This is a genomic window from Klebsiella sp. WP4-W18-ESBL-05 (assembly GCF_014169075.1).
Taxonomy (GTDB): domain Bacteria; phylum Pseudomonadota; class Gammaproteobacteria; order Enterobacterales; family Enterobacteriaceae; genus Kluyvera; species Kluyvera ascorbata_B.
The window spans coordinates 973539-987786 of the sequence record NZ_AP022057.1 but is presented as its reverse complement, the minus strand read 5'-3'; the positions used below and the strand labels follow the sequence as shown (position 1 = coordinate 987786).

The following is a 14248-nucleotide window of genomic DNA, read 5'->3' as shown; positions in this document are numbered from 1 at the left end:
ATTACTCAGCCAACGTGCCCTGCAAAATAGCCAGCGCGGCGGTAAATTGTTTTTCCGTAATGGTCAGCGGATAAAGGAAACGAATGACGTTGCCATAAGTCCCGCAGGTCAGCAGCAGTAAGCCTTTTTCCAGCGCACGCTGCTGGACTTTTTGCGCCAGCGCGGCGGAAGGCTCGCCGCTTTTAGGGTCGACAAACTCTGCCGCCACCATCGACCCCAGGCCACGCACCGCGGCAATGCTCGGGTTACTTTCTTTTGCCGTAACCAGCGCCTGGGTCAGCCGTTCACCCAGCCGACGCGCGCGATCGCAGAGCGACTCTTTCTCAATGATATCCAGCACCGCGTGTGCGGCAGCGACCGCCAGCGGGTTACCTGCGTAGGTGCCGCCCAACCCGCCCGGCGCGGGCGCATCCATGATTTTTGCATTGCCCACTACGCCGGACAGCGGCATACCGCCCGCCAGGCTCTTGGCCATCGTCATCAAATCAGGTTTATCGGCATAATGATCCATGGCAAACAGTTTCCCGGTACGGGCAAAACCACTCTGCACTTCATCGGCAATCATCACGATCCCGTGCTCATCGCACAGACGACGAATCGCGCTGACCAGCTCTTTCGGCGCGACGTTAAAGCCACCTTCCCCCTGTACCGGCTCAAAAATAATCGCCGCGACCTGTTTAGCGTCGATATCCGCTTTAAACAGACGTTCGATGGCTTTCAGCGAATCTTCAACGGTGATGCCCTGCAGTTCAGAAGGATACGGTGCATGATAGACCGACCCCGGGAACGGGCCAAAGCCCAGCTTGTAAGGGGCCACTTTACCGGTCAGCGCCATGGTCATATAGGTGCGTCCGTGGAAACCGCCGCTAAACGCAATCACGCCGGGACGGCCCGTATAGGCGCGGGCGATTTTTACCGCGTTCTCTACCGCTTCGGCGCCGGTGGTGAAAAAGGCCGTTTTTGCCGGGCCGCTCACCGGTGCCAGCGTATTGAGCTTTTCGGCCAGGCTGACATAGCTTTCATAAGGCACGATCTGGTAGGCCGTATGGGTAAACTGCTGGAGCTGCTTTTCAACCGCCGCGACCAGATCCGGATGGCGATGTCCGGTGTTCAACACCGCGATACCGGCGGCGAAATCGATGTACTCTTTACCTTCGACGTCGGTGAGCGTCGCGTTTTCCGCCGACTGCGCGAAGAAGTTGCACATCACGCCAACGCCGCGCGGCGTGGCAGAAAGACGACGTTGATGAAGTTCGTTATTGCTCATGTTTTCAGACCTTTTGGTTATTCATCGTTAATCGAATTAATCACACGCCCAGACGATCGCGCAGGCTGTAATAGGCCGCGCCCATCGCGGTAAACGGTACGCGCAGCGTCCGCCCGCCCGGGAACGGGTAGTGCGGCAGATTGGCGAACGCATCAAAACGCTCCGCGTCCCCGCGCAGCAGTTCCGAAATCAGCCGTCCGGCCAGGTGGGTACAGGTCACACCATGGCCGCTGTAGCCCTGCATGTAATAAATGTTTTTATCCAGTCGACCGAACTGCGGCATGCGCGAAAGCGTCAGCAGGAAGTTACCGGTCCAGCGATAGTCGATTTTGACCCCTTTCAACTGCGGGAAGGTTTTCAACAGTTTCGGGACCACCAGTCGCTCAACGTCATCAGGATCGCGCGCCCCGTAAACCACCCCGCCGCCGTAAAGCAGACGGTTGTCGGCGGTCAGGCGGTAGTAATCAAGCAGATAGTTACAGTCTTCGACGCAATAGTTATTCGGCAGCAACGAACGCGCCAGCTCATCGGACAGCGGCTCGGTGGTAATCACCTGGGTGCCACACGGCATGCTGCGTTTGGCTAGCTCAGGTTCCACTTTGTCACCCAGATACGCGTTACCCGCGACGATCACGAACTTCGCCGTCACCTGTCCTTTGGCGGTCGTGACCACCGCCGGCGAGGTGTGCTGAATGCCGGTGACTGCCGACAGTTCATAAACGCGGCCGCCGTTCAGGCGAATAGCGTCGGCTTCCCCGATGGCAAGATTCAGCGGATGAATATGCCCGCCGCTGTGATCCAGCAGCGCGCCGGTGTAGCGCTCGCTATCCACTTCACGGCGGATCGCCTTTTCATCCAGCAGCTCCAGCTGCGTATTACCGTAGCGCTCCCAGTTCTCTTTTTGCTCTTCCAGCGTCGCCAGCTGCTTGTGATTCATCGCCACAAACAGCCCGCCCGGACGGTAGTCGCAGTCGATCTGATAACGCTGAATGCGTTCACGGATAATCTCGCCGCCTTCAAACATCATGCTGCCGAGCATTCTCGCCGTGTCCATACCGTAGCTTTTTTCGATAACATCAATATCGCGACTGTAGGAGTTAACCAGCTGCCCGCCGTTACGCCCGCTGGCGCCGAAGCCAATCCGCGCGGCCTCCAGCACAACCACGTCGTACCCCGCTTCGGCCAGATGCAGCGCCGACGACAGGCCGGTATAGCCGCCGCCCACCACGCAGACGTCGCAATGAATGGACTCATCAAGGGTCGGGAATGGCGCATATTTATTGGCGCTGGCGGCGTAATAACTGGTGGTATGTTCGGTCATGATTAAGCCTCCAGGCTGATCCAAATGGTTTTAAGTTCAGTGAATTTTTCAAGGGCGTGCAGCGATTTATCGCGACCATTACCGCTCTGCTTGTAGCCGCCGAACGGCACCGTCATATCGCCATCGTTATAGTTGTTCACGAAGACCGAGCCGGCCTTCAGGCGGCGGCTCATGCGGTGAGCGCGGGACAGGTCGCGCGTCCATACCGCCGCGCCCAGTCCGTATTGGCTATCGTTGGCCAGCGCAAGCGCCTGCGCTTCGGTTTTAAAGCGAGTGACCACCAGCACCGGGCCAAAAATTTCTTCCCGGCTGAGGGAATCTGTAGGGTCAACGTCAACGAAAATGGTCGGGCCGATTGCCGCAGGCCACGGCGTCTGACGACCGTCCACCAGCAGCTGCCCCTTGCGCTCGCCTTCACGAATAAAGGTGTGCACGGTGTCAGCATGGGCGCAATCGATCAGTGTCCCCATGGTGGTGGCCGGGTCGAGAGGATGGCCAGGCTGCCAGTTGCGCGCCTGCGCTTGTAAAAGGTCTAAAAACGCATCGGCAATGCTGTCTTCAAGCAGCAAGCGCGTACCGGCAATGCACACCTGCCCCTGGTTGTAGAAAATACCGCCCGCCGTGGCGTTGACGGCCTGCTGTAAATCAGGGCAGTCGGCGAAGACGATATTGGCGCTTTTACCGCCCGCTTCCAGCCAGACGCGTTTCATATTGCTGTCGCCGGCATCTTTCAGCAGCTGTTTGCCGGTGCGGGTGGAGCCGGTAAAGGCGATCGCATCGATATCCGCATGCAAGGACAGCGCCTGCCCGGCTTCATGCCCGAAGCCGCTTACCACGTTCAGCACGCCGTCAGGAATGCCCGCCTCTTTTGCCAGCCCGGCCAGGCGCAGTGCCGTCAGCGGGGATTTTTCCGACGGTTTCAGGATGACGCTGTTGCCCGCTGCCAGCGCGGGGCCTAATTTCCAGCAGGTCAGCAGCAGCGGGAAGTTCCACGGGACAATGGCAGCAATCACGCCAACCGGCTCGCGCACAATCATCGCCAGCTCATTACTGCTCGTGGTGGCGACTTCGCCATACACTTTATCCAGCGCCTCGGCGTACCAGCGAATCGCGCGCGCCGCGCCAGGAATATCATCGCGCAGGCTATGACGAATCGGCTTTCCGGTATCCAGCGTTTCCAGCAGCGCCAGCTCTTCCGCATGGGCTTCTATTAAGTCGGCGAGTTTGTTCAGCACCGCCTTACGTTTCGCCGGCGCCGCCTGCGACCAGTCGCCGCGTTCAAATGCATCGCGAGCGCCTTGTACCGCGCGATCCACGTCGGCGTGTTGACCACGGGCAATGTTTGCCAGCGGAGCCTGGGTAAGCGGGTCAAGGGTTTCAAAGGTCGTATTGTCGGCGGCAGCACAATATTCGCCGTTAATAAATAACCGGTTTTCAATGGCGAGACTTAACGCTTTATCCTGCCAGTAAGCCAGATGATGGAAATTCATTTTGACTCCTGATTTTCGTATTCAAATACGCTTGATGGGTGAACGCCGGGCAACAGCAGGCCGCAAAGCGCCCCGGGTCAATAACCCGTATTTGCGCTTATGACGTTCTTTTTAATTACGTGTACTTTTTTACCCCGCCGGGAAATACATCCCGGCGGCGAAAAATAATCCGTTATGACGGCGATAGAACAGCCATTGCATCAGCCAGAGCGGCCAGGGGAGATTAAAACGTGGTGGGGGTATGGGCGCTGATAATCCGGCAAATTCCTGCCGATGTATTACTGAAGCTGTGCGGTATGCCGGTATTAATGGCATAGCTCTGCCCAGCGACCAGGTGATATGTCTGACCGTTAATCGTCAGAACCACTTCACCTTCCAGTACAGTGCCTATTTCCTCACCCTGATGCTTTATTCTTTCCCCGGTGGTGGTGCCCGGTTGATACGTTTCAAAAATCATTGCCAGCGTGCGATTAGGGTTACCGTTATGAACCAGCTTCATCGACACCCCCTGACTGCCCATTTCAATCAGGTCATCCTGATTAATAACGACCTGCGGCTCATCAGGTTTTTCCGGCTCGGAAAAGAATTCCGAGAGTGACAGACCATAAACTTTCAGCAGCTTTTGCAGCGTACTGATAGCAGGGCTGACTTTATCTTGCTCAATCGTGCTGATAGCACTGTGCGTCAGTCCAGAGAGTTCGGCGGCACGACGTTGTGAAAGTCCCTGCTTCTGGCGGATTTCCGACAAACGTTTTCCTGGCGCCAGTCCGTCATCACTCATAATATGCATTTCCTTAAGTGTAGGGGTCAGAGTCGCGGTTTTTCCGCGATATGGTTCTGACAAGCGGTGATAAAGCCCTCAAACAATATACGCGAAAGCGCGTACTCGCTACTGTTCCATTCCGGGTGCCACTGTACGCCCAGCGCGAAAGGATGGTCATTCACGCTGACCGCTTCCACCAGCCCATCCGGCGCACGCGCCTCAACACGCAGCCGAGGGCTGACCACTTTAGCTCCCTGACCGTGCAATGAATTGACCCAAAAGCTACTGCAATCCGGTAACAGGCGGGATAACAACCCGCCCGCCACCACCTGAACTTCATGCGACGGCGCGTATTGCTGCTCAATGGGCAGCTCCGGATCTTCCCGGTGCTCCAGCAGCTCCGGCTGTTCACACAGCTTGCGATGCAACGACCCACCGGTCGCCACCACCATTTCCTGGAGTCCACGGCAAATGGCGAAAATGGGGATGCGCCTTTCGAGCGCTGCGTTGATTAACGCCATGCTCAGAAGATCTCGCCCGGGATCGGCGTCAGGCTCATCGCCGTTTTCACCATAAAGGTGCGGCTGCACATTGCTGGGGCTTCCTGGCAGGTAGATACCGTCCAGTCTGGGAAGGAGTGCGTTCAGGTATTCAGGCTCTGCCAGCGCATGCGGCAGCGCAATGGGCAACCCGCCCGCACGAATAATGGCATTCAGGTACTTTTCTTGCAGGGTTTGGGTCTCATGACCCTTAAGCCTGTTCCTGCACATCACGATACCGATAACCGGCTTGTACATTATATTTTCCATGATCGCCCTCACAAAGTGGACTAAATTATAGCCATTACTGCCGTTAAATTGACCTTTATGTTCAATATTTTTTCAATCTAGCAGTGAGATTTCGTATTTGCAAACTTAATTTAACATTTGACAAACATTTCGTTTGCATACAAATTCGAGTAATGGTCATTATATTTTACACCTGAACGCGGGTGGGCAACAAAACCAAAGGCGAAGAATCATGGAAACTAATATCGTTGAAGTAGAGAGCTATGTTCAGCAGTCAGAAGAGAGGCGGGGCAGCGCGTTTGCGCAGGAAGTAAAACGCTACCTTGAACGCTATCCCAACACGCAGTCCGTCGATGTCTTACTGACCGATCTGAACGGCTGTTTCCGCGGTAAGCGCGTGCCGGTCTCCAGCCTGAAAAAACTCGAAAAAGGCTGCTATTTCCCGGCGTCCGTGTTTGCCATGGATATTCTGGGCAACGTGGTTGAAGAAGCGGGGCTCGGACAGGAGATGGGTGAGCCTGACCGCACCTGCGTGCCGGTGCTGGGGACCTTAACGCCTTCGGCGGCAGATCCTGAATACGTTGGGCAGATGTTACTGACCATGGTCGATGAAGATGGCGCTCCCTTTGACGTTGAGCCGCGGAACGTACTCAACCGCCTGTGGCAGCAGCTACGCCAGCGCGGACTGTTCCCGGTAGTAGCGGTAGAGCTGGAGTTCTATTTACTCGACCGTCAACGCGACGCCGAAGGTTATCTGCAGCCACCGTGCGCGCCGGGAACCGATGACCGCAACACCCAGAGCCAGGTCTACTCCGTCGATAACCTCAACCACTTTGCCGACGTACTCAACGACATCGATGAACTGGCACAGCTGCAGCTGATCCCCGCCGATGGCGCGGTCGCCGAAGCCTCTCCGGGCCAGTTTGAAATCAACCTTTATCACACCGATAACGTGCTCGACGCCTGCGATGATGCGCTCGCCCTGAAACGCCTGGTGCGCCTGATGGCGGAAAAGCATAAGATGCACGCCACTTTTATGGCCAAGCCTTATGAAGAGCACGCGGGCAGCGGTATGCACATCCATATCAGCCTGATGAATAACCGCGGTGAAAACGTGCTGGCCGATGCCGATGGCGAAGATTCTGCGCTGCTGAAAAAGGCGCTGGCGGGCATGATCGACCTGATGCCGTCTTCCATGGCGCTGCTGGCACCGAACGTGAACTCGTATCGTCGCTTCCAGCCGGGCATGTACGTGCCGACCCAGGCATCATGGGGCCACAACAACCGCACGGTTGCGCTGCGCATTCCGTGCGGCGATCGCCATAACCATCGCGTGGAGTATCGCGTGGCGGGGGCCGACGCCAACCCATATCTGGTGATGGCGACCATTTTTGCCGGTATTTTGCACGGCCTCGATAACGAGCTGCCGTTGCAGGAAGAAGTGGAAGGTAACGGGCTGGAGCAGGAAGGGCTGCCTTTCCCCATCCGCCAGAGCGATGCGCTGTGGGAATTTATGCAAAACGCCCCGCTGCGTCACTATCTGGGCGAACGTTTTTGCCACGTTTACCACGCCTGTAAGAACGATGAACTGCTGCAATTTGAGCGGCTCATCACCGAAACAGAAATTGAGTGGATGTTGAAAAACGCATGACGCCCCTTCACGGGGCGGTAATACCGGCCTGAGTGGAACCTGGCCTGAATCTTCTGGTAATCCAGACATTTCCCGTATGTCGCGTTATGGAACGCAGGCGGCAACGGGCTTCCGTTAACGATTAAGACTGTGACGAGGAAATGAGATGATGCCGATGTTTACGTCCCCACAGGGGGAGGGAGGTTGCGAACATGAAACCGCCCTCACCGACTGCATGTTATCCCCACCGACGCCATTACTTCCCCTGCTAAACAGGTTTGATTTCAGGTCGACGCGACCGCAAACCCCGTTACGCAGTGGAGGTAACGCGCATGGCAACTAACAACACTTCGCTGAATATCCCTATGCAGCCGGGAAAAACCCGTCTGCGTAAATCGCTGAAGCTGTGGCAAGTGGTGATGATGGGCCTGGCCTATCTCACGCCGATGACCGTGTTCGATACCTTCGGTATTGTGTCCGGCATCAGTAATGGCCACGTGCCGGCGTCCTACCTGTTAGCGCTGGCCGGGGTGCTGTTTACCGCCATCAGCTACGGCAAACTGGTGCGTCAGTTTCCCGAGGCAGGCTCTGCCTATACCTACGCACAAAAATCAATTAGCCCCCACGTGGGCTTTATGGTCGGCTGGTCATCGCTGCTGGATTACCTGTTCCTGCCGATGATTAACGTCCTGCTGGCGAAGATTTATCTTTCGGCCCTCTTTCCCGGCGTGCCGCCATGGGTGTGGGTGGTCACGTTCGTGGCAATCCTGACCGCCGCGAACCTGAAAAGCGTTAACCTGGTGGCGAACTTCAATACCCTGTTCGTGCTGGTACAGATAGCCATTATGGTGGTCTTTATCGTACTGGTTGTGCAGGGGCTGCACAAAGGCGAAGGCGTGGGGACCGTATGGTCACTACAGCCGTTTGTCAGTGAAAATGCGCACCTGATCCCTATCATTACCGGGGCGACGATAGTCTGCTTCTCGTTCCTCGGCTTTGATGCGGTGACCACGCTTTCAGAAGAGACGCCGGACGCCGCGCGCGTGATCCCCAAAGCCATCTTCCTGACCGCGGTGTACGGTGGGTTAATCTTCATTGCCGCGTCGTTCTTTATGCAGCTTTTCTTCCCGGATATCAGCCGCTTTAAAGACCCTGACGCCGCGCTGCCGGAGATTGCCCTGTACGTGGGCGGCAAGCTGTTCCAGTCCATCTTCCTGTGCACCACCTTCGTTAACACGCTGGCTTCAGGCCTGGCGTCGCACGCCAGCGTTTCGCGTTTGCTGTACGTGATGGGCCGTGACAACGTCTTTCCGGAACGCGTGTTTGGCTACGTGCATCCGAAATGGCGGACGCCAGCGCTGAACGTGATCATGGTCGGGGTTGTGGCGCTGTCGGCGCTGTTCTTCGACTTAGTCACCGCCACAGCGTTGATTAACTTCGGCGCGCTGGTGGCGTTTACCTTCGTCAACCTGTCGGTGTTCAACCATTTCTGGCGACGCAAAGGCTACAACAAAAGCTGGAAAGATCACTTCCATTACCTGCTGATGCCGCTTATTGGCGCGTTGACGGTCGGCGTGCTGTGGATCAACCTGGAAGTCACATCGTTAACGCTGGGTTTGGTCTGGGCAATGCTGGGGGGAATGTATCTTTGGTATCTGATCCGACGCTATCGCAAAGTACCGCTGTATGACGGCGAGCAGCGGATAAGCACTGTTGGGGAAAGCTAACCGAAATGCCCGATGGCGCTACGCTTATCGGGCCTACGGGGATTGAGATCGACATTCTTTGTAGGCCGGATAAGTCGCTTGCGACGCCATCCGGCACTCCGCTATCTGAGCGGCGCAGCATCACTGCGCCGCTGTATTCAGGGCTACGCCGTTTTATCCAGCACCACCACACACTGCCCCGCGCGTACCGATGATCCCGGCTGTACGCGGACCTGGCTGACCACCCCGTCCTGCGAGGCCAGCAGCGGGATTTCCATTTTCATCGACTCCAGAATGACCAGCACATCGCCTTCACGAACGGTGCTGCCCACGTCGACGTTGACCTGCCAGAGGTTACCGGAGATCGGGCTTTCAATCCCCTCCTGCCCCGGCTTAAGCGGCTCATCCTCACCTTCCGCCTCCCGCGCATCGCTGCTGTCAAAATGTGCCTGGCCGTTGGCAATCCAGCGCTCGCGCTCTGCGTCGAATGCGCCTTGTTGATGATGACGGAACGCCTCAATGCCCGCCGCTTCCGTCGCGAGGAATTGCTGATACTCCGCGAGTTTCAGGGTGGTATGTTCAATACGCAGCGGATAACGACCTAAGGGAAAATCACGACGAATCGTCAGCAGTTCGTCGGCAGAAACCGGGTAGAAACGGATCTGGTCGAAGAAGCGCAGCAGCCACGGCTTACCGCCGAAATCGTCCACCGCATGATAGCGATTCCACATTTGTAGCGTGCGACCAACGAACTGATAGCCGCCCGGGCCCTCCATGCCGTAGACGCAAAGATACGCCCCGCCGATACCGACCGAGTTTTCCGCCGTCCAGGTTCGTGCCGGATTGTACTTGGTAGTGACCAGCCGATGGCGCGGATCGAGCGGCGTGGCCACCGGCGCGCCGAGGTAAACATCCCCCAGCCCCATCACCAGGTAGCTGGCATCGAATACCGTTTTATACACCGCATCGACGTTAGCCAGATCGTTGATACGGCGAATAAACTCCAGATTGCTCGGGCACCACGGCGCATCACGGCGCACCGTGGTCATGTACTTGTCGATAGCTTTCTGACACGCCGGATCGTCCCATGATAGCGGCAGCCAGACAACGCGCGACGGCACCTCCAGAGAGCCCTGTTCACAGACCGACTGCCATAGCCCGGCCACCGCATCCAGCAACGTCGCCAGGCTCAGCGCCTCCGGCTGATAGTGAATCTGTAGCGAACGGATACCCGGCGTCAGATCGATAACCCCCGTTAACGCCCGCGCCTCCAACGCCTGCATCAGCGCATGCGCGCGAAAGCGCAGTACCAGATCCAGTTCCGGATCGCCAATCTCCAGCAGCAAATGGGTATCACCGGAGAGCCGCGCCACCAGCCGTTTATCGCGCTCGCCGCAGTCCAGCACCACCGGCGATGGCAGGCCCGCAGGCTGCCAGGGTGTAATCTGTGAGGTCAGGCTGGCGATTTCCCGCTCCTGGGCCTGCGCCAGCCGCCGGGCGGTGGCGATATCAACCGGCACAAAGCGCACTTTGTCACCGGCTTTAAGCTGCCCCATGGCGTGCAGATCGGCCTCAATAATCGTCGCCGGGCAGACAAAGCCGCCCAGGCTCGGCCCGTCTGGCCCGAGGATCACCGGCATATCGCCGGTAAAATCAATCGCCCCGATGGCGTACGGGTTGTCATGAATATTTGAAGGATGCAGCCCCGCCTCACCGCCGCTATCGCGAACCCATTCGGGTTTCGGGCCAATCAAACGCACGCCGGTACGGCTGGAGTTGAAGTGGACTTCCCAGTCGGTCGCAAAGAAGGTCGCCATATAGCGCAGCGTAAAATACTCCGGCGCCGCGTGCGGGCCATAAATCACCCGCAGTTCGCGCACTGGGGCCAGCGCGGTGCCAAGCGATGGCGGCAGCACCGCGTCCGGACACGGTGCGGTGAGCGGCGCCAGATGCAGCACGTCGCCGGTGCGCAACGCCCGCCCGCCGTGGCCGCCAAACTGACCCAGCGTAAAGGTACTTTTGCTGCCGAGATAATCCGGCACCTGAAAACCGCCGCGCAGGCACAGATAGCTGCGCACGCCATCACCCTGGATATCGCCCATCCGCAGCGTCATACCGGCGCGCACGAGGAAGGCGCGGTTGTTGACCTGCGGGACGCCGTCCAGCGTCAACGCAATCGCCGCGCCGGTCACCACCACCTGCGCATCACAGTTAAATTTTAGCGTTGGGCCGCTGAGGGTAATTTCCAGCGCGGCCGCGTCGGCGGCATTTCCCAGCAGGCGGTTGCCAAGACGCAGCGCCCTGCTGTCCATCGGCCCGGACGGCGGCACGCCCACCGCCCAGTAGCCTACGCGGCCGGGGTAATCCTGTACCGTGGTTTGCGTACCGGCGCTCAACACTTCCAGCGTAGCGGCCTGATAATTCAGCCCTTCCAGGCAACGGGTCCACGGCTCGCCGCAGGCAAACGGTGTAAAGGTCAAAATTTGCTGCAAATAGCTGCGGTTAGTCTCCACGCCGTACAGGCGGGTCTCGCCCAGCGCGGTATGCAGCGCGTGGATTGCCGCTTCACGCGTCGGCTGTCAGGCGATAATTTTCGCCAGCATCGGGTCAAAAAACGGCGGCACCTCGCAGCCAGATTCCACCCAGCTGTCGATGCGCAGCGTCACGCGGTCGTCGGTTGGGAACACCACTTCGGTGAGCAGACCGGGCGATGGCTGGAACTGACGGCCCGGATCTTCAGCGTAAACACGCGCCTGAATCGCATGCCCCTGAGGCTCAAGGCGGTCACGCAGCTCGCCCAGCGGCGGTAATTCACCGGCGGCAAGGGCAATCATCCAGCGCACCAGATCGACGCCCCACACCTGCTCCGTCACCCCGTGCTCGACCTGTAGCCGCGTGTTCACCTCGAGGAAGTAGAAGCGGGCGGCATCGCTGTCGTAGACAAATTCCACGGTACCAGCGCTACGGTAGTTTACCGCTTTACCCAGCTTGATTGCCGCCTCGCATAACGCTTGCGCCATGCCTGCGGGCAGGTTGGGCGCGGGCGTCTCTTCCAGTACTTTCTGGTTACGGCGCTGTACCGAGCAGTCGCGCACGCCCAGGGCAATAACCTCACCGTTGCCGTCGCCAAAGAGCTGTACTTCCAGGTGGCGCGCGCGTTCGATGTATTTCTCAATAAACACGCCCGCGTTGCTGAAGTTATTTTTCCCCAGCCGCACCACCGCGTCGAAGGCCTCGCTGAGCTCAGCAGCGCTATAGCAGACGCGCATCCCAATGCCGCCACCGCCCGCCGTGCTTTTGAGCATCACGGGGTAGCCTACGCGTTCGGCGGCCTGAAGCGCGTCGGTGACATCCGCCAGCAGTTCGGTGCCTTCGAGCATCGGCACGCCGTGCGCTTTTGCCAGCGCCCGGGCGGTATGCTTAAGGCCAAACAGGCGCAACTGTTCCGCCGTGGGGCCGACAAAGGCGATACCGGCCTGTTCACAGGCGTCGGCAAAGTCGGCGTTTTCCGAGAGAAAACCATAGCCCGGATGAATCGCCTGTGCGCCGTTGGCCTTCGCCGCCGCGATGATCTTGTCACTGACCAGATAGGTGTTGGCGGCCGGGCCATCGCCCAGGCTTATCGCCTCGTCGGCTTCACGAATATGCAGGCTGCTGATATCAGCGTCGGAATAAACCGCCACGCTGCCAATGTCCATAGCACGCAGCGTGCGCATAATGCGGCAGGCAATCGCCCCGCGATTCGCAATCAGGAGTTTCGTTAACATAGGTCAGACTCAATCGTGGCGGGTCGTCCCGCCCAAAAATCGGCTCACCGCATGGTCGTCCATGGGGAAAAAGCGTTTAAGGCAGGAGGCGTCCGGCACGCACTTCAAACAGGCGATAGATCATTTTTCGCAGGCGCTGCCAGCGGGTTGGCGTCAGTTCCATACCAGCACCTCCGCTGGCGTGGGGTTCCAGCCGTTGCAGGGATTATTCAACTGCGGGCAGTTGGAAATCAGCACAATGACGTTGCACTCGGCGCGCAGCTCGACGTATTTCCCCGGTGCGGAAATACCGTCTTCAAAGGTCAGGCCACCCTGCGGCGTCACCGGGACGTTCATAAAGAAATTGATGTTCGCGCCAATATCGCGTTTTTGCAGGCGACCATCGTGCAGGCAGGCGCACAGGAAGTTATCGCGGCAGCTGTGCATATGACGCTTATCGAGCGCATAGCGCACGGTGTTGCTCTCCTGCGCGCAGGCGCCGCCGAGCGTATCGTGGCGACCGCAGGTATCGGCCACAATCGTCAGCAGCGGGTTGCCCAGATTGGAATAAAGCACGCTGTCGCAGGTCAGGTAGGCGTTGTTCTGGCGGCGCAGCGTGCGCTGGGCATCGTAGCGTTCACGAGGGTTATCGGCGTTATAGAACAGCGTGTCGATAGCCTGATTACCTTCCAGATCGAGCAGACGCAGGGTTTGCCCTTTTTTCACCTCAAACAGGTAGGGTTCTCCCGCCGGGATCACGTGGCGGAAGGCGGCATACTGAGCATGTTTTTCGCTGGCAGCGGTCATTTTTCGGCTCCTTACAGGGCAAAAAGTTGCGTATTGGTGAAGGCGCGCTGGTTTTCCGGGCGGATTAAAAGCGCGTTAACCGCGGCCTCTTCATCCTCGGTCCGACGCCAGCTGAGCGCGACCGGGCGCGGCGTATATTCGCGCGAAGGGTCCATCGGGTGCGGCAGTGCGGTCATCACCATCAGGACGTCCATGGGCGCATACAGTTCCACGTAGCTGCCCGGCTGCGAGTGGCCGCTGTGGAAGCTGAACTGCCCGTTTTCATCCACGGTCACTTTGCTAAAGAAGTTGACCACCATCAGCAGATCTTCAAGATTCAGATCCCATTTCCCCATCTCCACCAACAGGTTATCCGTGCCGTTGCGGTAGAAGGCATTGCGCAGTTCCTGATAGCGCCCCTGCCCGTATTTCTCCGCCGCTTCGGCGGCATTGAGTACGCCGCCAAACGGGTCGTGCCAGCCGCTGGTGTCGGCGGTAATGCCAGCCAGCACGCGGCCCATATCCGAGTAGAAGCAGTGCCCGGCGGTCAGGCGCGCGGTGTGCTGGCCTTTGAGCGTGTCCGGCAGATTCAAGCGTTCGCTTTTCTCATGCGGGTTTAACATCATCAGGCTGACGTTAGCGCCGCCGTCGATGTCGGTCATCCGCAGGATCTGCCCGCGCTTGAGAATAAAGGAGAGATGCCCACCGGCGGGGAGCGTCTCTTCGCGTAATGTTGTCATGGTATTCACTG

At 58.3% G+C, this 14248-nt stretch carries 9 protein-coding genes and 1 pseudogene; 2 read left to right on the top strand and 8 right to left on the bottom strand.

Annotation, left to right across the window (positions count from 1 at the left end; genetic code table 11):
• Position 1: 1 nt before the first annotated feature.
• The 5 genes from puuE to puuD form a co-directional block, all read right to left on the bottom strand.
• Positions 2-1267: a 4-aminobutyrate transaminase gene (gene puuE, locus H7R58_RS04725; protein WP_106925837.1), complete on the bottom strand. Its 1266-nt coding sequence runs from the start codon at positions 1265-1267 to the stop codon at positions 2-4.
• A gap of 40 nt (positions 1268-1307) precedes the next feature.
• Positions 1308-2588, bottom strand: a complete 1281-nt coding sequence (puuB, locus tag H7R58_RS04720; protein ID WP_106925835.1) for a gamma-glutamylputrescine oxidase — start codon at positions 2586-2588, stop codon at positions 1308-1310.
• Positions 2589-2590: 2 nt separating this feature from the next.
• Entirely contained in the window at positions 2591-4078 is a 1488-nt protein-coding gene (puuC, locus tag H7R58_RS04715) for an aldehyde dehydrogenase PuuC (protein WP_182930069.1), read from the bottom strand.
• Between the two features lie 223 nt (positions 4079-4301).
• Positions 4302-4859, bottom strand: coding sequence for an HTH-type transcriptional regulator PuuR (gene puuR / locus H7R58_RS04710; RefSeq protein WP_106925831.1), 558 nt, complete (start codon positions 4857-4859; stop codon positions 4302-4304).
• 26 nt (positions 4860-4885) lie between these two features.
• Positions 4886-5638: a gamma-glutamyl-gamma-aminobutyrate hydrolase gene (gene puuD, locus H7R58_RS04705; protein WP_182928676.1), complete on the bottom strand. Its 753-nt coding sequence runs from the start codon at positions 5636-5638 to the stop codon at positions 4886-4888.
• Positions 5639-5861: 223 nt separating this feature from the next.
• On the opposite strand from puuD, the gene puuA reads away from it, so the two are divergent.
• Together puuA and puuP are read left to right on the top strand one after the other, a co-directional pair.
• Positions 5862-7280: a glutamate-putrescine ligase gene (puuA, locus tag H7R58_RS04700; RefSeq protein ID WP_182930068.1), complete on the top strand. Its 1419-nt coding sequence runs from the start codon at positions 5862-5864 to the stop codon at positions 7278-7280.
• A 311-nt stretch (positions 7281-7591) separates the two neighbouring features.
• The gene (gene puuP / locus H7R58_RS04695; RefSeq protein ID WP_182930067.1) at positions 7592-8986 is read left to right on the top strand and encodes a putrescine/proton symporter PuuP; all 1395 of its coding nucleotides are present in this window, start codon (positions 7592-7594) and stop codon (positions 8984-8986) included.
• 143 nt (positions 8987-9129) lie between these two features.
• Here puuP and uca read toward each other — a convergent pair.
• The 3 genes and pseudogenes from uca to H7R58_RS04680 form a co-directional block, all read right to left on the bottom strand.
• Positions 9130-12732 (bottom strand): annotated as a pseudogene (gene uca, locus H7R58_RS04690) (urea carboxylase).
• A gap of 153 nt (positions 12733-12885) precedes the next feature.
• Positions 12886-13518, bottom strand: coding sequence for an urea amidolyase associated protein UAAP2 (locus tag H7R58_RS04685; protein WP_106925821.1), 633 nt, complete (start codon positions 13516-13518; stop codon positions 12886-12888).
• Positions 13519-13529: 11 nt separating this feature from the next.
• Positions 13530-14237 carry an urea amidolyase associated protein UAAP1 gene (locus H7R58_RS04680; protein WP_182930589.1) on the bottom strand — a complete coding sequence of 236 codons (708 nt, stop codon included), beginning with the start codon at positions 14235-14237 and terminating at the stop codon, positions 13530-13532.
• Positions 14238-14248 lie beyond the last annotated feature (11 nt).